At 60.3% G+C, this 19,305-nt stretch carries 16 protein-coding genes and 1 pseudogene; 7 read left to right on the top strand and 10 right to left on the bottom strand.

All coding sequences use genetic code 11. The annotated features are described in order from the left end of the window. Positions 1 to 74 precede the first annotated feature (74 nt). Complete coding sequence (locus ELH03_RS11055) at positions 75 to 359, top strand: acylphosphatase (protein ID WP_128402686.1); 285 nt, start codon at positions 75 to 77, stop codon at positions 357 to 359. A 57-nt stretch (positions 360 to 416) separates the two neighbouring features. On the opposite strand, the gene ELH03_RS11050 is transcribed toward ELH03_RS11055, so the two are convergent. Continuing rightward, positions 417 to 629: a hypothetical protein gene (locus tag ELH03_RS11050; protein ID WP_026236957.1), complete on the bottom strand. Its 213-nt coding sequence runs from the start codon at positions 627 to 629 to the stop codon at positions 417 to 419. A 188-nt stretch (positions 630 to 817) separates the two neighbouring features. Here ELH03_RS11050 and gor point away from each other — a divergent pair, with 188 nt between their 5' ends. After that, positions 818 to 2,203, top strand: coding sequence for a glutathione-disulfide reductase (gene gor / locus ELH03_RS11045; RefSeq protein WP_128402685.1), 1,386 nt, complete (start codon positions 818 to 820; stop codon positions 2,201 to 2,203). 93 nt (positions 2,204 to 2,296) lie between these two features. Here gor and ELH03_RS11040 read toward each other — a convergent pair. Together ELH03_RS11040 and ELH03_RS11035 are read right to left on the bottom strand one after the other, a co-directional pair. After that, positions 2,297 to 3,060: pseudogene (locus ELH03_RS11040) on the bottom strand (IS5 family transposase). A 176-nt stretch (positions 3,061 to 3,236) separates the two neighbouring features. After that, positions 3,237 to 4,520, bottom strand: a complete 1,284-nt coding sequence (locus ELH03_RS11035) for a pilus assembly protein TadG-related protein (RefSeq protein ID WP_130658932.1) — start codon at positions 4,518 to 4,520, stop codon at positions 3,237 to 3,239. Positions 4,521 to 4,736: 216 nt separating this feature from the next. Between ELH03_RS11035 and ELH03_RS11030 the strand changes: the two genes are divergently transcribed. Next, positions 4,737 to 6,110: a class II 3-deoxy-7-phosphoheptulonate synthase gene (locus ELH03_RS11030; RefSeq protein WP_003540243.1), complete on the top strand. Its 1,374-nt coding sequence runs from the start codon at positions 4,737 to 4,739 to the stop codon at positions 6,108 to 6,110. A gap of 175 nt (positions 6,111 to 6,285) precedes the next feature. Here the strand turns inward: ELH03_RS11030 and ELH03_RS11025 are convergent, their stop codons facing one another. From ELH03_RS11025 to ELH03_RS11010, 3 genes are all read right to left on the bottom strand, one after another. Continuing rightward, positions 6,286 to 8,124 (bottom strand): ABC transporter ATP-binding protein, encoded by a 1,839-nt coding sequence (locus ELH03_RS11025; protein ID WP_130806675.1) that lies wholly within the window; start codon positions 8,122 to 8,124, stop codon positions 6,286 to 6,288. Positions 8,125 to 8,380: 256 nt separating this feature from the next. Next, a complete protein-coding gene (locus ELH03_RS11015; protein ID WP_130766294.1) occupies positions 8,381 to 10,117 on the bottom strand; it encodes a pilus assembly protein TadG-related protein in 1,737 nt (578 codons plus the stop codon). 1 nt (position 10,118) lies between these two features. Beyond that, entirely contained in the window at positions 10,119 to 10,541 is a 423-nt protein-coding gene (locus ELH03_RS11010) for a TadE/TadG family type IV pilus assembly protein (protein WP_128402680.1), read from the bottom strand. Between the two features lie 366 nt (positions 10,542 to 10,907). Between ELH03_RS11010 and ELH03_RS11005 the strand changes: the two genes are divergently transcribed. Continuing rightward, the gene (locus ELH03_RS11005; RefSeq protein WP_130658928.1) at positions 10,908 to 11,306 is read left to right on the top strand and encodes a GFA family protein; all 399 of its coding nucleotides are present in this window, start codon (positions 10,908 to 10,910) and stop codon (positions 11,304 to 11,306) included. Positions 11,307 to 11,398: 92 nt separating this feature from the next. Here ELH03_RS11005 and ELH03_RS11000 read toward each other — a convergent pair whose 3' ends face one another. Continuing rightward, the gene (locus ELH03_RS11000) at positions 11,399 to 11,929 is read right to left on the bottom strand and encodes a DUF1003 domain-containing protein (protein WP_130658927.1); all 531 of its coding nucleotides are present in this window, start codon (positions 11,927 to 11,929) and stop codon (positions 11,399 to 11,401) included. Positions 11,930 to 12,120: 191 nt separating this feature from the next. On the opposite strand from ELH03_RS11000, the gene ELH03_RS10995 reads away from it, so the two are divergent. Together ELH03_RS10995 and ELH03_RS10990 are read left to right on the top strand one after the other, a co-directional pair. Further along, positions 12,121 to 13,800: an NAD+ synthase gene (locus ELH03_RS10995; RefSeq protein WP_130658926.1), complete on the top strand. Its 1,680-nt coding sequence runs from the start codon at positions 12,121 to 12,123 to the stop codon at positions 13,798 to 13,800. 97 nt (positions 13,801 to 13,897) lie between these two features. Continuing rightward, on the top strand, positions 13,898 to 14,725 hold the full coding sequence (locus ELH03_RS10990) for a TolB family protein (protein WP_130658925.1): 828 nt from the start codon (positions 13,898 to 13,900) through the stop codon (positions 14,723 to 14,725). Here the strand turns inward: ELH03_RS10990 and ELH03_RS10985 are convergent. After that, positions 14,722 to 15,783: a 3-deoxy-7-phosphoheptulonate synthase gene (locus tag ELH03_RS10985; RefSeq protein WP_128402675.1), complete on the bottom strand. Its 1,062-nt coding sequence runs from the start codon at positions 15,781 to 15,783 to the stop codon at positions 14,722 to 14,724. The genes ELH03_RS10990 and ELH03_RS10985 overlap by 4 nt on opposite strands. Positions 15,784 to 16,113: 330 nt before the next feature. Here ELH03_RS10985 and ELH03_RS10980 point away from each other — a divergent pair, with 330 nt between their 5' ends. After that, complete coding sequence (locus ELH03_RS10980; RefSeq protein ID WP_128402674.1) at positions 16,114 to 16,425, top strand: putative quinol monooxygenase; 312 nt, start codon at positions 16,114 to 16,116, stop codon at positions 16,423 to 16,425. Between the two features lie 140 nt (positions 16,426 to 16,565). Here ELH03_RS10980 and ELH03_RS10975 read toward each other — a convergent pair whose 3' ends face one another. Continuing rightward, positions 16,566 to 17,147, bottom strand: coding sequence for a hypothetical protein (locus tag ELH03_RS10975; protein ID WP_128402673.1), 582 nt, complete (start codon positions 17,145 to 17,147; stop codon positions 16,566 to 16,568). Between the two features lie 59 nt (positions 17,148 to 17,206). Next, the gene (locus tag ELH03_RS10970) at positions 17,207 to 19,081 is read right to left on the bottom strand and encodes a methyl-accepting chemotaxis protein (RefSeq protein ID WP_128402672.1); all 1,875 of its coding nucleotides are present in this window, start codon (positions 19,079 to 19,081) and stop codon (positions 17,207 to 17,209) included. Between the last annotated feature and the right edge of the window lie 224 nt (positions 19,082 to 19,305).

The raw sequence follows: 19,305 nt of genomic DNA, 5'->3' as shown, positions 1-19,305 counted from the left end.
GAAAGCCCGGCATTGTCCGGGCTTTTTTGCTATGATGCGGCAAATGCCGCCGGCGAGGTTTCAGGTGACTGCAGATGTCCGATCATGACAAGGCTGTCCGAGTGCGGATATCCGGCAAGGTCCAGGGTGTCGGTTTTCGCTATTGGACGCGCGATGAGGCGGTGCGACTTGGTTTGACGGGCTGGGTTCGCAACGAAGAGGACGGGGCCGTCGTCGCTGTGATCGCAGGACCCGACACCGCCATCTCGACGATGATCGAGCGTTTCAGGCGCGGGCCTTCAGGGGCGTCGGTTTCGGACGTCGAGACGGAAGCAACCCAGCTTGAGAAGAACCCGACGGATTTCCGCATTACCCGCTGACAGCAGCAAGAGCTATGCAGATGCAATTGGGATAGCGCATGCGTCAGTGCTCAGCCCCTATGGGTTCGGGTTCTTTGCAAGTTGCCACACACCCTCCTCATCCGGCTCCACGCGCTTGTTGCCGCGATAGAAGATCGGCAATCTCGTCTTCTTGTCGATCGAGAAACGGCTCGGCGTGTATTTTTCGTCCTCGTGCCCCTGAATGGCGAGGCCGAGCGCTTCCTTGAATTTGCCAGCCCTGCACAGGTTGGTGAAGAGAGTTTGATCCATCTTTTGCTCCGGCATTCTTTTCCATCCCTTGGATTGCCTGCCAGCCTTCGGCGACCGGGTCAATCGCAGCCGTTTACAATGAAGATTCGGCGATGGGAACGGGATGACGCAGGAGCGGGCTTTTGTTTTCGTGATGATCGCCCCTATATCAGGAACATTCTTCCTGCGATTCCCTTCCGGAGCTCCTCATGTCTTCCTACGACTACGACCTCTTCGTCATCGGTGGCGGTTCCGGAGGCGTGCGCGGCGCGCGTGTCGCCGCCTCGCTCGGCAAGAAGGTGGCGATCGCCGAGGAATACCGCTACGGCGGCACTTGCGTGATCCGCGGCTGCGTGCCGAAGAAGCTCTTCGTCTACGCCTCGCAGTTCCATGAGCATTTCGAAGATGCAGCGGGCTTCGGATGGACGGTTGGCGAAAGCAGCTTCGACTGGAAAAAGCTGGTGGCGGCCAAGGATGCCGAAATCACCCGGCTGGAAGGCCTCTACAAGAAAGGTCTCGCCGGCGCCAATGCCGAGATCCTGGAAACGCGCGCAGAGCTCGTCGATGCCCATACGGTCCGGCTGCTGAAGACTGGACAGACGGTGACGGCCAAGACGATTGTGATCGCCACCGGCGGACGGCCGAACCCGCACGCAGCCCTTCCCGGTCACGAACTCTGCATCTCCTCCAACGAGGCCTTTCATCTTGAAGAGCTGCCGAAATCGATCGTCATCGCCGGCGGCGGCTATATCGCCGTCGAATTCGCCAATATCTTCCATGGCCTCGGTGTCGAGACGACGCTCATCTATCGCGGCGCCGAGATCCTGTCGCGCTTCGACGAGGATCTGAGACGCGGGCTGCACGAGGCGATGGTCGCCAAGGGCATCCGCATCCTCTGCCACGACACGCTGCAAAAAGTTTCGAAGGGTGAGGACGGGCTCATTCTGGAGACGCTGAACAACGGCACGCTGCAAGCCGGCGTCGTCATGCTGGCGCTCGGGCGCGATCCGAACACCGAAGGCCTCGGCCTCGAGGCGGCCGGCGTCGCGGTCGACGAGCGCGGCGCCGTTATCGTCGATGAATATTCCCGCACCAACGTCGAAAACATCTATGCGCTCGGCGATGTCACCAACCGGGTACAGCTGACGCCGGTGGCGATCCACGAGGCGATGTGTTTCATCGAGACTGAATACAAGAACAATCCGACCCGGCCGGACTACGAGCTGATCCCGACCGCCGTCTTCTCGCAGCCGGAGATCGGCACTGTCGGCCTCTCGGAAGAGGATGCGGGCAAACGTTACGGCGAGCTCGAGGTTTACCGCGCCCAGTTCCGGCCGCTGAAGGCCACGCTTTCCGGCCGGGCCGAGCGGATGATCATGAAGCTGATCGTCGATGCGGCGAGCCGCAAGGTGGTGGGCGCCCATATCCTCGGCCATGATGCCGGCGAGATGGCGCAGTTGCTCGGCATCACACTGAAGGCCGGCTGCACCAAGGACGATTTCGACCGGACGATGGCGCTGCATCCGACCGCCGCCGAAGAGCTCGTCACCATGTATGCGCCGAGCTATCGGATCCGCGACGGCAAGCGGCTTTGAGCCGCGACGGGCTTTAGCTCTTTGTTTTATGCATGTCGTTGACCCGGAACCGCTGCACACTTCCGGGCGACATGCATTAGGCTGAATCGACATTCATCGCATCCAGACGAGGGCGGCGGCCAGGTGGATGAAGCTTAGGAAGTTGACGGCGCGCCTGTCGTAACGGGTTGCGATGCGACGGAAGTGTTTGAGCTTGTTGAAGCAGCGCTCGATGAGGTTTCGAGCTTTGTAGGCGTCGAAGTCGTATGGGATGAGGTGCTTACGCGTCGGATTGCATGGGATGACGGCTTCGGCACCCAGACTGCTGATGACTTGTCGCAATGCATTAGAATCATAGGCTTTATCGGCGAGAACGCGGCGGGCTTCTAGTCCTTCGAGCAAGGCTGGGGCCTGGGTGACATCGCCGCGCTGGCCAGGAGTGAGGATGATCCTGAGTGGCCGCCCTCTGCCATCGGTGGCCATGTGGATCTTGGTGGTCAGTCCTCCTCGGGAGCGCCCCAAAGCCTGGTCCCCCCTTTTTGGCCGCCACCCTTTCCGGTGGCCGCCTGCTGGTGGGCGCGCACCAGCGAAGAATCGAGGGCGACATAGTCGTTGTCGGGATCCTTGACGAGATGATCGAACACCGTCTCCCAGACTCCCGCCTTGGCCCACCGGGTGAAGCGCTTGTGGACTGTCTTGTACTTGCCGTAGCGCTCAGGCAGGTCATGCCAATGGGCTCCGGACCGCAACACCCACAAAACCGCGTTCACAAACAAAAGGTTATCCTGCCCGCATCGGCCAGGATCTCCGGGCTTGCCCGGCAAAAGATCGCAGATAAGGCGCCATTGAGATGCAGTCAGTTCATATCGCTTGGCCATCTGAGGTCTCCAGATCAATCAATCCGGAGACCTATGAATCACACATTAAGCCTGACGTGAATCCTGAATGTCGATTGGACCTAGAGCGCCGTGCGTCCTTTCGGACGGACGCTCTAACACTTTGAATCTACGCATCGTGCTTTCCGAAAATCGATTCCGATTTTCGGGCCGATGCGCTAGCTGGTGATGCGCGGCGCCCGGATGACCTTGAGGAAAAGCGCTTTCATCGCATCGGCGATACCTTGGGTCGGCGTCACCTCGAAATAGAGGCCGGGCGAAGCGCATGCCTGCATCTTCGTCGGAATCTCGCTCTGGAAGGGGCTGATCCATTTGTTGTACCAATCGTTGCTGGGCAACGGCAGGTAGGTGGTGTAGAGCACGGCGATCTTGACACCGCGATCCTTCAGCGGCTTGCAGAAGGAGGTGTCGATCGGTTCCTGACAGCGGCCGCCGGTCGTCTTCTTGGTGCATGTCGACGGCTTGTAGCTGTCGCCGACGCCATCGGAAACGAAGAACAGGATCTTTTCGGGGCTGATATTCGACGTGCCGTCACCGGCTGGGTCGATGATGGTATTCATCTGGGTCAGGGCGCTATCGAAGCTCGTGAGCTGGTCCTGATTGTAGTTTTGGTAGGGAATGGTCATCAGGTCGACGGCGTCGGTGTAATTCTTCACCTTCGTCAGGTCGGAGGTGGGGCTGGAGATCGTCGTCAGCTTGGCGTCTTCGGCTTTGGTGCCGAAAGTATAGACGCCCATGCGAAACTGGTCGCTGCTGACGCGTTCGGTCTTGGCCGTATCCGTCAGCGCCTGGGTTGCCTGGCGCACGACGTCGATGCGCATGGCGACGCCGAGACTCTTGGCGATGGAATAGTTGTTGGTGCTCTGGTCCATTTGATGGCAGGCGAAGGCGCAGCCTGTTTTAGCCTGCAGCTTGGAAACATCGGTCGCGGTCGCGCCGACGCCCATGGAAGGCGTGTTGTCGAGCAGGATGTAGAAATCCATGAAGGCGGCGGTTTGATATTCGGCCGTCGCGGAGCCCGAGATCGTGATCGAGTCCCGGCCAAGGATGCGCATGAAGGTGGTGGGCACGGTCGCACTGAAGGTAACCTGCGAATTCAGCTTGTTGGCAGTCTTGGTGACGTCGATGCCGAGGTCGACATGAACATCGGTGAGTTCCCCGGACATCTGAGACATGAAGATACTGCGGGCGTCGTCCTTGCCGAGCGAGAGCGTGCCGTTGCCGCTCATGGTCATCGCGGCTGCGACCGCGCCGGATTTTTCGGCGATCGAACCGACGGCGGCGGCATCGGCAGCGGCGTAAAGCTGTGTCCTCAGGCTGAGCGCATGGGCGAGATCCACGGCCATGCCGGCCGCACCGAAGAGCGGCACCACCAGCAGTGCCGTCATGATGCCGAAATTGCCCGAGCGGTCCGATATAAAACCGGACGGAAGGATCGCCATGCCATTTCCCCGATGTGAACTCTTTGCGGTTCTACATTGAAAGTCTAAAATATGGGGAAATCGACATGGTATATGCGGATTTAATCAGAGAATGCCGGGCGGCGGTGGTGAGGCGACAACTGTCGGCGATTGGTCTTTGCAAGCCTGACCTAAAGGTCTATAAGCCGCCGCATATTGAGGCATCCTAAGGTATGGATGTGAGAACGGGTGAGTGAGATGGCAGACAATTGGACCCCGAGCAGCTGGCGGCAAAAACCGATCCTGCAGGTTCCCGAATATCCCGACGCAGCCGCTTTGGCGGCAACGGAGGCCACGCTCGCCAGCTATCCGCCCCTCGTCTTCGCGGGCGAGGCGCGCCGCCTGAAGAAGCACCTTGCCAACGTCGCCGAAGGCAACGGCTTCCTGCTGCAGGGCGGCGACTGTGCCGAGAGCTTCGCCGAACACGGCGCCGACAATATTCGCGACTTCTTCCGCGCCTTCCTGCAGATGGCCGTGGTGCTGACCTTCGGCGCTCAGCTTCCAGTCGTCAAGGTCGGCCGCATCGCCGGCCAGTTCGCCAAGCCGCGTTCGTCGAATGTCGAGAAGCAGGGCGATGTGACGCTGCCAGCCTATCGCGGCGACATCATCAACGGCATCGAATTCACCGAGGAGTCGCGCATTCCGAACCCGGAGCGCCAGGCCATGGCCTATCGCCAGTCGGCCGCGACGCTGAACCTTCTGCGCGCCTTCGCGATGGGCGGTTACGCCAATCTCGAAAACGTCCATCAGTGGATGCTCGGCTTCGTCAAGGATAGTCCGCAGGGCGAGCGCTACCGCAAGCTCGCTGACCGCATCAGCGAAACCATGGATTTCATGAAGGCGATCGGCATCACCTCGGAAAACCAGCCGGCCCTACGTGAGACCGATTTCTTCACCAGCCACGAGGCGCTGCTGCTCGGTTATGAGGAGGCGCTGACGCGCGTCGATTCCACTTCGGGCGACTGGTATGCGACCTCCGGCCACATGATCTGGATCGGCGACCGCACGCGCCAGGCCGACCATGCGCATGTCGAATATTGCCGCGGCATCAAGAACCCGATCGGCCTGAAATGCGGCCCGTCGTTGCAGGCAGATGATCTGCTGCAGCTGATCGACATCCTGAATCCGGCCAATGAAGCCGGGCGCCTGACGCTGATCTGCCGCTTCGGCCATGAGAAGGTCGCCGACAGCCTGCCGAAGCTCATTCGCGCCGTCGAACGCGAGGGCCGCAAGGTCGTCTGGTCCTGCGATCCGATGCACGGCAATACGATCACGCTCAACAATTACAAGACTCGTCCCTTCGAGCGGATCCTGTCGGAAGTCGAAAGCTTCTTCCAGATCCACCGCGCCGAAGGCTCGCATCCGGGTGGCATCCATATCGAGATGACCGGCAAGGACGTGACCGAGTGCACGGGCGGCGCCCGCGCGGTCTCCGCAGAAGACCTGCAGGACCGCTACCACACCCATTGCGATCCGCGCCTCAATGCCGACCAGGCGCTCGAACTCGCCTTCCTGCTTGCCGAGCGCATGAAGGGCGGCCGCGACGAAAAGCGCATGGTCGCGAACGGCTGAGACTACAGCGCCGCGCGTCTTTTAGACGCGCAAAGGACGCTGTAGCACTTTGGATTTCTGCATAATTTTACCCTTAAATCGATTCCGATTTAGGGAATTATGCAGTAGCCCCAAATGGATGAAGAAAAGCCCGGCGATGCCGGGCTTTTTTATGCTGCGAAGGTGGAACAGGCAGTCAGATGCTGGCCTGGACGCTGTGCAGGTTGGCGTAGACGCCGTCTTGCGCCATGAGCTCATCATGGGTGCCCTGTTCGACGATGCCATCAGCCGTCAGGACCAGGATGCGGTCGGCATGGCGGACAGTCGACAGGCGGTGGGCGATGACCAGGGTGGTTCGGCCGTTCGCCAGGTTGAGCAGTGCCTGCTGTACCGCCCGTTCGCTCTCGTTGTCGAGCGCGCCGGTCGCTTCGTCGAAGATCAGGATCTCCGGATTCTTGAGGAAGGCCCGAGCGATGGTGATGCGCTGGCGCTGGCCGCCCGAGAGCTTGACGCCGCGTTGGCCGATATCGGTGTCATAACCATGGGGCAGGGCAATGATGAAGTCGTGCGCATTGGCGGCGCGCGCGGCCGCTTCCAGCTCGGCATCGCTGGCGTCGGGCCGGCCGTAGCGCAGGTTTTCCGCCACTGTGCCGGCAAAGAGGTAGACATCCTGCTGTACCACCCCGACATGGCGCCGGAGCGAGGCCAGTGTCACCTCGCGGATATCGGTGCCATCGATGCAGATCGCCCCGGCTTCGACATCGTAGAAACGCGGGATCAGCGCGCAAAGCGTGCTCTTGCCGACCCCCGATGGGCCGACCAAGGCGACGAACTCACCGGGCGCGATGGTGAGCGACAGCTGCTCGAGCACCCGCGGGCCATCTGCCTCGTAGCCGAAGGCGACATCGGAAAAACTGATCTCTCCCCTTGGCGCCGGCATGGGGCGCGCGGCCGGTCGATCGGTGATATCGGGGGCTATCTCCAGGATCTCCATGGCCCTGCTGAAGCCGGTGTAGCCCTCCTGCCAAAGGCGCACGAAATTGGCGAGCCGCTGCACCGGATCGACCAGCACAGCGACGCAGAGCAGAAAGGTCAGCATATCGGGGACGGTCAGTTCCGCCGTCAGGATGCGCAAGCCACCGATGACAATAACAATTATCGTGATGAGCTGGGCGAAGGTTTCTGTACCGACCGAAAACCAGGCTTCGCTGCGGTAGCCCTCGGCGCGGCTTTGCAGGAAGCGCCGGTTCTGCTCGGCGAAACGTTCCTTCTCCAGCGCCTCGTTGGCAAAGGACTGGACGACGCGGATGCCGGCAAGAGCATCCTCGACTCGCTCGTTGACGGCGGCGATCTGCCGCTTGCTGGCTTCGAGCGCGCGGTTCATACGCCGGTTGAAATAAAGCGCATAGGCCACCGCCACCGGGGTGAGCAGCAGGATCAGGGCTGCCAATGGCGGATCGATGAAGAACAGCACCAACATGGCGCCGCCATATTTCAGCACGGCGATGGAAAGATCCTCGGGGCCGTGGTGAAAGAGCTCACCCAGCCACAGGCTGTCATTGGTGATGCGGCTCATCAGCTGGCCGGTGCGCTGGCGGTCATAGAAGCTGAACGAGAGCTTCTGGCAGTGCTCGAAGAGTTCCTGCCGCACCGTGGCCTCGATGCGGGCGCCCATGACGTGGCCGCGGTAGTCGACGAAGAAGATCGCGACGATCTGGACGGCCAGAACGGCGAGCATGATGCCGCCCATTGCAAGGATTTGTCCGAAGGCCTGCGGCGCATCGGGTAGAGCCAGAAGCCGGCTCGTGACGACATTGGCACAGAGCGGCAGGGCAACGGCCGTGCCAGCGACAAGGATGGCGCACAACAGATCCGCCAGCAGCAGAGGCAGATGCGGGCGATAGTAGGAGAGGAATTTGCGCATGCGCAACCAGCGCCGCTCACGGTCGGCGGAGGTCGGATGATCGCGGAGGAGGTTTACGAAGGGGTTATGGCGTCGCGAGTTTTTCCTCGCGCGGGAGAACCGAATGTTCATGAAGCTGAGTGTCCTTGTGGGGGATGTTTCCTTTCTGTTTGGACAGGTTGGCTCTCATGTCAGTCTCCTGAGGTTGATTGAGAAATTCTAAGTGTTACAGCGTCCTTTGCGCGTCTGAAAAGACGTGCGGCGCTGTAAGTATCGCCGACAACCGCCGCTGATTCAATGCAGCGATGGGACGAGGTTGGCGGGTGTTGTCGACAGGCAACAGATTCCCGCTGCAATTTCAGACAGGGCCCGGGCGATGGAATGGGTCTTATTGCACCAGCACCGATTGCTGGCAGCGTACGTCAGTGACGCGCACGTCTGCTTCGCCGATCTTGACGCCGAGCAGGGTCATGAGGTTGAAGAGCAGTTCGTCGAGTGGCTTGGTCAGCCCCGAGAGCGTATCGGCGACGGCACCCTGCACCACTGTTTTCGACAGACCGACGCCGAGTCCGAGCACGCTCACCTGGATATCGGTTTCCTTCATCAACGACTGCATGGCCGAAGTCAGCGTATCCTTGGTCGAGACGTTCTTGATCGTCTTGGCGGCGATGTCGGTCGGCTGGAAGGTCAGCTTGCTTTTGCTGAGGTTGCTCAGGTTGACATGCGCCATGCCGGAGACGCTGAGTAACAACGCGTCGATCAGCGTGGCGCGGGTGACGCGTGGCGAGCTGTCGAAATTGACGAAGGCTTTGGGATCGACGTCGCCGAGCGACAGTTCGGCGACGCCGGGCACCACGTCGACGCCAACGCTCGCGTTTCTGGCACCGCCGCCGAGACAGGTGATGCTCGCGAGCCTGGCTTCGGCATGGGCGACCTCGAGGTAGAGGGGCACGCGTACTTTCAGCCCGGCGAGGGAATTGGCGCCGAGCACCGACACTTCGAGCGCCAGGCGCACCTGCGCGGTGCGGACGGTGGCGCCAACGGCGCCGATCCCGTTCGAGGCAGCACTCTTCGGCATCTCGCCGATCGCAAGCGTCAGCTTGACCGTGGCAAGCCCGGGCACGGAGGCGCCCAGATTGGCGGCGACCTGCTTCTTCTGGTTTGCGGCAACGGCTGCCGCCGAGACGATATCCATCACGCTCGCCTCGGCCGAGAGGTGTGAGCCGCTGCCGATCATGCGCTCGCCGGTCGAGCCGAGGTCGAAGAGATCCTCGAGCTTGATCTTGACCTGCGTCGTGCCGAGCGCCTTTTGGATCGTATTGAGCGCATTGGTGACGGTGGGCGTGAGGCCGCCTGTCTTGCCGAGCGTCTTCAAGAGTCTGGGATAAGAGATGTCGGTCGCCAGCAGCTCGTCATAGGTGCCGGCGGTAAGGTTGAGATCGGTCGCCAGCATGTCAAGGAAGGGGAACAGCTTGATATCGGCTGATGTGAGCGCCTCGTAGTCGGCCACCTTTAGCGAGAGGCTGGTGCCGAGCAGGCTGCCGAGCAGCGAGTTCAGCACGCCGCCATTGAGGCTCGCCAGCCGCGAGCCGATCGAGAAGGCAGCAAGCTTGGAAGCCGAGGCGGTGCCGACTGCCCTGAGATTGGGAGCGGCGGCAAAGGCGGTGGCGAAGATCAGTTCCGCCTTCTGAGAGATGCCGACCTTCACCGCGTCGTAGGGCTGGGCGCCGGAGGCAAAACGGCTGCCGAGCGGCACTGAGGCGTCGGCGAGATAGGTGCCGGGGGTGAAGTCGGCGACGGCGTCGAATTGCGTGAGGTCTGATGTCAGCGGCAGCGCGCCCTTCTTCGTCGCATAACCCGTGTCGGTGCGGACGGCAATGTTGAGGCCGTTTTGGTCGAAATTGGCAACGAGGTTGTCGGTGGCGTGGTTGATGTCGGCGGCGGCAACGATCGCGCCGATATCGCTCAGTTGCTGCAGGCGGCGCTGCTGCAGCGTCATCATGCCGTAGTCGACGCCGAGACCAAGCGAATAGAGGATGAGGGGAGCTGAGATCGCTGCCATGATGGCGATATTGCCTGACGCATTGGTGGCGAGGTGCCGCAGGCGGGCCTTGAAGGTACGCATCTCAAAGCCCTCCCATCCGGATGGTCGCGAAGCGTCGGATCATGTGGTCGGGCAGAGGAAAAGTGTAGAGGTTCCAGATCGGCAGGTTGTTGGCGTCGTATTCTGCCGTTACGGTGAACTGGTTGGCATTGCCGGGGTCGGTGGTAACGGTGACGTGCAATTTGGTCTTATCGAGCAGCGGATGGTCGATGGTCGACTGGCTGATAAAGTCATTGACCAGTTGCGATCGCTCCTGGCTGGTCATGCCAGCAACGGCGGTGCGCGCGGCATCGGCGGTCAGCTGCTGCACTGCATGGGATGCGCTCAGATAGATGCCGTAGGCGATCATCGTCAGTACCACCAGAAGGAAGAGCGGCGCGACGATGGCGAATTCGATTGCTGCGGCGCCACGTTCGTTCGAAGGGAAACGTTGGAAAATTCTCATTTTTCACCTCGCATGCTGACCGTTCTGGATATCGATCATCGGTTGCGACTCTAGATCCAAAGATATTAATTTTGAATTATCTAATAAACGTAATGGATGTATTGGAATGTTATGAAATTCGTTATGTTATCGAAAAATCGTAATTTTTCCGTGGGGTTATTTCTCTGGTACAACCCATGGTAAATTCATGTGCCTGTAAGGGAGGCGCGCGAATAAGGGGTTGCCGCGTCCTGCACTGCGCCGATGTCTTGCTGTGAAACGCACGGGGCCTGTCGCCTTCAAGATTCCTGATGGCTCGTTCAGGGAAATGGATTTGACGCTGGAGACGATCGGCGGCAACCTTCCCTTCAGGAACAGGGGACTGATATGACCGAGCGATATACAGGCGGCTGCCTTTGCGGCGCCGTCAAATTTTCAAGTACGGCAAAGCCGGGACCTGTCGTCGGCTGCCATTGCTCGCAATGCCGCCGGCAGACGGGGCTTTATTACGCCGCGGTCAATGTGGCGCGCGCGGCACTTTCGGTAGAAGGCACTGAGGCGGTCCGCTGGTACCGGTCGAGCGAGGAGGCGCAGCGCGGCTTCTGCTCGAATTGCGGCTCTGCGCTGTTCTGGCAGGCGGACGGATCGGCGGAGATTTCGGTCATGGCTGGCGCCTTTGACACGCCGAGCGGCCTTGCCTTCGGCCATCATATCTACTGCGCCGACAAGGGCGATTTCTACGAGATATCGGACGGCTTGCCGCAATATGCAGTGAATCCAACTTAAAGGGCGTCGTATTGGATTCATGCGACGCCCTTTAGGTCTTTATCTGATGCATGTCGTTATCCCCACCGCTGCACACTTTTGGGCGACATGCATTAGCCCTTGGCGGCGAGCGCGGCACTGAGGCGGGCCACGTCCTCGCGCAGCCCCGTCAGCTCGGTCAGCACGTGCATGTCGATCTTCTGGTGCAGGGAGAGCACTTCGAGCTCGGCCTTGAGATTGACCTCGTAATCCTTGGCGGCCTCGAAGCGGTCGCGCTCGGCCTGGCGGTTCTGCGACATCATGATGATCGGTGCCTGGATGGCGGCGAGCATCGACAGGATCAGGTTCAGGAAGACGAAGGGATAGGGGTCGAAGGCGCCGCTCACCAGAATGATGGTGTTGATCACCGTCCAGGCGATGAGGAAGACAAAAAAGGCGATGATGAAGGACCAGGAGCCACCGATACGGGCGATGCTGTCGGCGATACGCTCGCCGAAGGAGGCGTCGGCTGAGAAGGCGGCGTTGACGTCGGTCGAGATGACCTTGCGTGCGTGCGCTTTCGCCAGCACGCGCTTTTCGACGTCGCCGAGTTCGTCGGCCGGTTTGTCGAAATGATGGTGCACGAAGTCCGAAAGATTAGACATGGCTTGTTTCCGATACCCGTTATCGATGCGGTCGCTTTCGGCGCCAGTATTCCGCTCCGGAGGTAAATTGCAATGCGTATCGGCGCCGCGTGGGCTATCAGCGATTCGTTCATAAAAATTTCGTCACCGCCAGGCGCCGCTTTCGGCGCGAACATGTTGCGGTGGCGAAAGGTGCAGGCTAAATAAATGACATGACACAGGAAAACGCTCTTTCTGATATCTTCCGCATCGCCATCGGCCAGCTCAACCCGACGGTCGGCGATGTCGCCGGTAATCTCGCCAAGGCGCGCGAGGCGCGTATTGACGCGGGCCGGGAGGGCGCGCATCTGCTCGTCCTGACCGAACTTTTCATCTCGGGCTATCCGCCGGAGGACCTGGTGCTGAAGCCCGCCTTCATCCGCGCCTGCTGGAAGGCGGTCGAGAGCCTGGCTGCCGACACCGCCGATGGCGGACCGGGCGTCATCATCGGCTTTCCCCGGCAGGATGAGACCGGGCGCTACAATTCCGTCGCCGTGCTCGACGGCGGCAAGGTGATTGCGGTGCGCGACAAGATCGACCTGCCGAATTACGGCGAGTTCGACGAGAAGCGGGTCTTCGACCAGGGCGCCATGCCCGGGCCGGTGAATTTCCGCGGCGTGCGCATCGGCATTCCGATCTGCGAAGATATCTGGGGCGATCTCGGCGTCTGCGAGACGCTGGCCGAAAGCGGGGCTGAAATCCTGCTGTCGCCGAATGGTTCGCCCTATTATCGCGGCAAGGTCGATATCCGCCAGCAGGTGGTGCTGAAGCAGGTGATTGAGACCGGGCTGCCGCTGATCTATGCTGCCCAGCTCGGCGGCCAGGACGAACTCGTCTTCGACGGGGCGAGCTTCGCCTTCAATGCCGACAAGTCGCTCGCCTTCCAGATGAGCCAGTTCGAAACCGCGCTGGCGGTGACGACATGGAAGCGCGGCGGAGGCGGCTGGCACTGCGCCGAGGGACCGATGGCGCATATTCCAGAGCGCGAGGAAGCTGACTACCGCGCCTGCCTGCTCGGCTTCCGCGACTACGTTAACAAGAACGGCTTCAAGACCGTCGTGCTCGGCCTTTCCGGCGGCATCGACTCGGCGATCTGCGCGGCGATCGCCGTCGATGCACTTGGCGAAGAACGAGTGCGCACCGTCATGCTGCCTTACCGCTACACCTCCGAGGATTCGCTGAAGGACGCGGCCGATTGCGCCAAGGCACTCGGCTGCCGTTACGATATCGTGCCGATCGAACAGCCCGTGACGGGTTTCAGCAGCGCGCTGTCTAGTCTTTTCGAAGGCACGGACAGCGGCATTACCGAAGAGAACCTGCAAAGCCGGGCGCGCGGTGTCATCCTGATGGCAATCTCCAACAAGTTCGGCTCGATGGTGGTGACAACAGGCAACAAGTCGGAAATGTCGGTCGGCTACGCCACCCTCTACGGCGACATGAACGGCGGCTTTAACCCTATCAAGGACCTTTACAAGATGCAGGTCTATGCGCTTTCCCGCTGGCGCAATGAAAACGTGCCGCCGGGTGCGCTGGGACCCTCTGGCGAGGTGATCCCGCAGAATATCATCGACAAGGCGCCGTCGGCCGAGCTGCGTCCCGACCAGAAGGACCAGGATTCGCTGCCGCCCTATCCCGTGCTCGACGATATCCTTGAATGCCTGGTTGAGAAGGAGATGGCGGTCGAGGAGATCGTTGCGCGTGGCCATGATGTCGTGACCGTTCACCGGGTCGAGCATTTGCTCTATCTCGCCGAATACAAGCGCCGGCAATCGGCGCCGGGCGTGAAGATCACCAAGAAGAATTTCGGCCGCGACCGGCGCTATCCGATCACCAACCGTTTCAGGGATCGCTGACGCAATCGAGATCGCTGACGTCATTAATTCAAAGTGCTACAGCGTCCTTTACGCGTCTGAAATGACGCGCGGCGCTGTAGGATTTTCGGGAGGCAACATGCGTAGCTCGGTTGAGATCTACAATGTCAGGACGGGCAGGGCCCGCGAGGTCTGGCAGACGGACAAGCTGGTGGAGGCGCCGAACTTTTCGGCTGATGGTTCCTACCTGCTGCTGAATGGCGACGGGCTGCTCTACCGCCTGCCGCTCGATGGCGGCGAGGTGGTCAAGGTCGATACCGGCTTTGCCGTCAACTGCAACAATGATCACGGCATTTCGCCCGACGGGACGAAGATTGTCATCTCCGACAAGACCGAATTCGGCAAGTCGGCGATCTATACCCTGCCGATCGAAGGCGGCACGCCGCGGCTTGTCACTCAGATCCTGCCGTCCTACTGGCACGGCTGGTCGCCGGATGGGCGCCAGCTTGCCTATTGCGGTATCCGCGACGACGTCTTCGATATCTACACCATCTCCGTCGACGGCGGCGAGGAGACGCGGCTGACGCATGGCGAAGGCCGTAACGACGGGCCGGACTGGTCTGCGGACGGCCAGTGGATCTATTTCAATTCCAGCCGTACCGGGCTGATGCAGATCTGGCGCGTCCATCCCGACGGCACGGGTCTCCAACAGGTGACATCAGACGATTACGGCAACTGGTTCGCCCATCCGTCGCCCAACAATGACAAGGTGTTGATCCTCTCCTACGACCCTTCGGTTTTCGACCATCCGCGCGATCTCGACGTGCGGCTGCGGCTGATGGATATGGACGGCGGCAACCTGAAGACGCTGTTCGAGCTCTTCGGCGGGCAGGGCACGATCAACGTGCCCAACTGGTCTCCTGATGGCGAAGAATTCGCCTATGTCCGCTATTTCCCAGCGGCTTAACTGCGCGTCCGGCGGCCTTCCTGGGCGGATTTTGCCAGATCTTCCAGCACCGCGACCGACATGTCCCAGTCGATACAGCCATCGGTGATGGACTGGCCATAGACCAGTGGCTTGCCGGGAATGAGATCCTGACGGCCGGCGACGAGGTTGCTTTCGATCATCATGCCCTTGATGTCGCTGTTGCCGGCGGCAATCTGCGCGGCCACGGATTTAACGACGAGTGGCTGGTTCATCGGGTCCTTGCCACTGTTGGCATGGCTGGCATCGATGAGGATGCGCGGGGCGACGCCGAGCTTGATGGCTTCTCCGGTGACCGCTTCGACATCGGCTGCTTCATAGTTCGGCCGCTTGCCGCCGCGCAGAATGATGTGACAATCCTCATTGCCCGTTGTCGAGGCGATTGCAGCCTGGCCGTCCTTGGTCACCGCCGGGAAGTGATGCGGCTGCGAGGCGGCGAGGATGGCATCCAGCGCCACGCGTGCGCCGCCGTCTGTGCCGTTCTTGAAGCCGATCGGGCAGGAAAGGCCGGAGGCAAGCTGACGGTGCACCTGGCTTTCGGTCGTGCGCGCACCGATCGCGCCCCAACTGACGAGATCGGCAATATATTGCGGGGTGATCGTGTCGAGGAATTCGCAGCCGGCCGGAAGGCCCATCGCGTTGATATCGAGCAGCAGGCGTCTCGCAATCCTCAACCCTTCTTCGATGCGGTAGCTGCCGTCGAGATGCGGGTCGTTCATCAGGCCCTTCCAGCCGACGGTCGTGCGGGGTTTTTCGAAGTAGACGCGCATGACGATCTCGAGATCGCCGGCGAAGCGACGCCGCTGCTCTTCCAGCCGCGCGGCGTACTCTCGGGCGGCAACCGGGTCATGGATGGAGCAGGGGCCGATGACGACGATCAGACGATCGTCTTCGCCCTGGAGGATCTTATGGATCGCATCACGGTTGCTGGTCACGGTGTCGGTGACAGCAGCATTGCGGTGAATTTCCGCGATGATATCGGCAGGTTTGGTCAGCGGAGTGATCTCGACGATGCGGAGATCATCAATGGTATCAGACACGGTATGGCTCCTGTTTGGTCATACCGTGCGGAACAAAAAAGCCGCCAGGTAGACTAGCGGCTGTTCGGGTTGTCGTCGCGTCGAATTCAGTTACGCATAGACCCGCATCCGCTGAGAGCAGCGGTACCAATAAAATCGCGAGGCGTTGATTGATGTGATCGACATGGCGCGTATGTAGCGTCACGCCCAGGCGTTGTCACGCAGAATTTGCTGCCTGGAAGCTGGTGCTCCTGTGGGAGATGCAAAGGAGATAAGGGCAGTGACGCGGGACTTTGCCGTCGTTCGGTGCCGTGCAATAAAGGCCAGCAAGTCAAAGAAGCACGGTGTTCAATGAATCAGAGCAACAGACCGAACGATAAGACGGGCAAAGTCCGCCTTTCGGGACAACTCATTTGTGCATCTTTGGACGAGGTTGATATCGTTCAGAAATATCTTCCTGAACACATTCGGCTGACCAAGTCAGAGCCAGGTTGCCTTTCGTTTGAGGTTACACAAACCGAAGACCCTATGATCTGGTGTGTTGAAGAACGCTTTGCTGACAGGCTTGCGTTTGAGGCACATCAAGTCCGCACGAAGGCTTCGGCATGGGGAGCCACAACCAGCGCCATCCGCCGCGAATACGAAATCTCGGCAGATTCCTAGAGCTATCTTAGGTTCGTTTAGGGCTCTTCGCGTCTATTCAGGTGACGTGCTCCAGCCCTTGTCCACGTATATCGCCCGAAATCACGCGTGCTTCCGGGCGATATTTGCATTGCTTCAATGAACCAACGCAGCTCCTGAGATTACAGGGCGTCGACGTTGACGCCGACGGTGATGGCGCCGATCGGGGTTCCCTTGTCGTCTGATATCGTGACGCTTGCCTGCGACTGCAGCGTCTGGGTCGATTCGTCCTTTTCGATCTCATCGACGAAGACGGCGTCCTTGCCGGCGCCGAAGGACTTCTGGAACTTGCCCTCGTCGCCCTGCCAGTAGTCCGATGTGACGTCGCTTTGGCCGACATTCAGGCCCTTTGCATCCATGACGAAGATCTCGGTGATCTTGCCGCCGGAGGCCTCCTTCTTTGCCTGAAGGAATTTCGACAGGGCGTTGTTGAGCACGCCGTCGATCATCGAGTGGTCGGAGCCATCGACTTCGGCACGCCACTTCTTGTCGAGGGCGTCGATATCGGCCGCGCTCAGATTGGCGTTCGTAGCGTCCTGCGCCTTGACGGCCTCGATGATGGCGGGGTCGTTGAGCCAGGGCGTCACATCGCTCTTCACGTAGTCGAAGATCGGGGCAAGCTTGGCATCCTGTGCCATGGATACGCGCATGGGCATGGCAAATGCGGTGCAGGCCAAAAGAAATGCGGGCACGATTTTCTTCATAGTGTTTCCTTCCTGATTATGGGTTGCTGCGGCATAAGGCTTATCGAACGAGGATGACGTTAGAACTCCTCCCAGGCACCGGGAGCAGCGGCAACGGCGGCATTTCCTGCATGCCGCTGCACGAAGGCTCTGGGCTCGGGACGAGATTGGCGGGCGACTTGAACTGGTCTGGGCTGGCTGGCGGCAGACGCGCCGACGACGAACCTGCCGGCCGAATCCTGCAGAAGGCGTCCTTGCTGCAGCAGTTCCTGGCAGGCCGCGTTGGTTTCCTCGACCATTGCCGCATTCTGCTGTGTCGCCTGATCCATCTGGTTGATCGCGCCGTTGATTTCCTGCAGACCCGTCGCCTGTTCGCGATAGGACTGGACGATAGAAGCGATACTGTCGCTGATGCGGTTGATCTGCTCCTCGATCTTCAGCAGGGCGTCGCCGGTTTCGTTCACCAGCCCGACGCCCGCGGCAACCTCCTGACCGGACACATTGATCAGGTTCTTGATTTCCTTTGCTGCATTTGCAGATCGCTGGGCAAGTTCACGCACTTCCTGCGCGACAACCGCAAAACCCTTGCCGGCTTCGCCGGCGCGTGCCGCCTCGACGCCGGCATTCAGCGCCAGCAGATTGGTCTGGAACGCGATTTCGTCGATGACGCCGATGATCCGGCCGATCTGGCTCGACGAGGTCTGAATCCGGTCCATCGCCCCGATTGCATCGCGCACCACCGTCGCCGAGACATGGGCGCTTCGCTTGGTTTCCTCGACCAGCTTCCCGGCATTTTCGGCCCGCTGCGACGATGTTCGGACCGTGGTGGTCACCTCATCCAGCGCGGCGGCGGTCTGTTCCAATGCTGCCGCCTGTTGCTCTGTCCGCCTGGCGAGCTGATCTGCGGAGGATGCCAACTCGCTTGACCCGCCTTCAACCGCGACGGAGGCGGTCTTGATCTCTGTCAGCGCGGCCGCGACTGCTTCGACCATGTTGTTGAAATCCTGCCGCAATTTGTCGAATTCAGGACCGAGATCGGCCAAGTGTATCGAGAAGTCGCCTGCGGCAAGCTTTTCCAATGAATTTGCAAGAGCGGTCATGACCAGCCGCTGGGTGTTGCTGGCTTCCTCCGTGAACAATGCGTTGCGCGCCCGTTCGGCGTCGAGCGAAGCGCTCTGCTCGGCAGCGGCCTGCTCTCTTTCGACCTTCGCAATCGCTTCATGGCGGAAAACTTCCAACGCGCGGGCCAGAAAGCCGATCTCGTCACCATTTTCCTTGTAGGTGACGGGAGATGCCAGATCGCCTTTCTGCAACGCGCTGATTCTCTCGCTGAGGATCCTGATGGGCCGGCCAACGAGGCTGCGCATGGCGAGAAGGAAGGCGATGACGGCCAAAGCGGTGATCGCGGACTGCGTGAGCAGCGAAACGAGAACCTTCTGTCTGACTTCGGCAGCGATTTTTTCGACAGACCAGTTCGTGACGATGTAGCCGGTGGCCTTGCCTGCCTTATCCAGCGGAAGCGGCGCGATGATTGTGACCACGCCAGCGGATATTCCGCCGTCGTCGATCGTAGTTTTTTCCGGTTTCGCACTCAGGCGCTTCGCCAGATCGGCGGGTGCAGGCAAACCGTTGATGCCGTCGCGTGTCCACGTATCGACGGAGGCTGGTTCCGCGTTGAATGCGGAAAACTGTACAAGATCGAGCGAGGGGTCGTCGCGGTAGAGCGAATAAGCTTCGCGAACGGCATTCGCCTTCCCCCATTTCACGCCGCCCGCGGCCAGAGAGGCAAACTGCTCCGCATCCTTGGACCAGTTCGCCTTGGCGCCATCGATCAACGCCCGGGTTTCGTACATCCAGGTATAGGTGGCGAAAGCGGAAATGCCGCAGAGGTTTACGGCAACGATAATCGCCGCCAGCTTGGCTGTCAGAGGCATCGTTTTCAAAAATTGGAACATTCCGCGGCGGCCTAGAATTGCGGCTCAGTCGGATATGTTCCCGACCGGCATATCAATACGGGCATCGACGCTGACGGTCACATCACGAGCGCTCATGCCCATGTCCTGATAGCAACCCAAAACGCGCAAACGCAGTGTGTATTTGATGTGTGAATAAATCATAAAGTAGAAAGGAATGCTGAGCACACGCGTGCCATTCGCCTCTGCTCCCGCCGGCGCCGAGC

Origin of the sequence: Rhizobium beringeri (assembly GCF_004306515.1) — a bacterium.
In the GTDB taxonomy this organism is placed as follows: Bacteria; Pseudomonadota; Alphaproteobacteria; order Rhizobiales; family Rhizobiaceae; genus Rhizobium; species Rhizobium beringeri.
Note: the sequence above shows the minus strand (reverse complement) of the source record. Positions and strands in the feature narration are given on the sequence as shown.

Bases quoted from the DNA above. Each gene is read 5' to 3' on its own strand.
- ELH03_RS11055 (WP_128402686.1), top strand. From the start codon at position 75: ATGTCCGATCATGACAAGGCTGTCCGAGTGCGGATATCCGGCAAGGTC.
- ELH03_RS11050 (WP_026236957.1), bottom strand. From the start codon at position 629: ATGGATCAAACTCTCTTCACCAACCTGTGCAGGGCTGGCAAATTCAAG.
- gor (WP_128402685.1), top strand. From the start codon at position 818: ATGTCTTCCTACGACTACGACCTCTTCGTCATCGGTGGCGGTTCCGGA.
- ELH03_RS11035 (WP_130658932.1), bottom strand. From the start codon at position 4,520: ATGGCGATCCTTCCGTCCGGTTTTATATCGGACCGCTCGGGCAATTTC.
- ELH03_RS11030 (WP_003540243.1), top strand. From the start codon at position 4,737: ATGGCAGACAATTGGACCCCGAGCAGCTGGCGGCAAAAACCGATCCTG.
- ELH03_RS11025 (WP_130806675.1), bottom strand. From the start codon at position 8,124: ATGAACATTCGGTTCTCCCGCGCGAGGAAAAACTCGCGACGCCATAAC.
- ELH03_RS11015 (WP_130766294.1), bottom strand. From the start codon at position 10,117: ATGCGTACCTTCAAGGCCCGCCTGCGGCACCTCGCCACCAATGCGTCA.
- ELH03_RS11010 (WP_128402680.1), bottom strand. From the start codon at position 10,541: ATGAGAATTTTCCAACGTTTCCCTTCGAACGAACGTGGCGCCGCAGCA.
- ELH03_RS11005 (WP_130658928.1), top strand. From the start codon at position 10,908: ATGACCGAGCGATATACAGGCGGCTGCCTTTGCGGCGCCGTCAAATTT.
- ELH03_RS11000 (WP_130658927.1), bottom strand. From the start codon at position 11,929: ATGTCTAATCTTTCGGACTTCGTGCACCATCATTTCGACAAACCGGCC.
- ELH03_RS10995 (WP_130658926.1), top strand. From the start codon at position 12,121: ATGACACAGGAAAACGCTCTTTCTGATATCTTCCGCATCGCCATCGGC.
- ELH03_RS10990 (WP_130658925.1), top strand. From the start codon at position 13,898: ATGCGTAGCTCGGTTGAGATCTACAATGTCAGGACGGGCAGGGCCCGC.
- ELH03_RS10980 (WP_128402674.1), top strand. From the start codon at position 16,114: ATGAATCAGAGCAACAGACCGAACGATAAGACGGGCAAAGTCCGCCTT.
- ELH03_RS10975 (WP_128402673.1), bottom strand. From the start codon at position 17,147: ATGAAGAAAATCGTGCCCGCATTTCTTTTGGCCTGCACCGCATTTGCC.
- ELH03_RS10970 (WP_128402672.1), bottom strand. From the start codon at position 19,081: ATGTTCCAATTTTTGAAAACGATGCCTCTGACAGCCAAGCTGGCGGCG.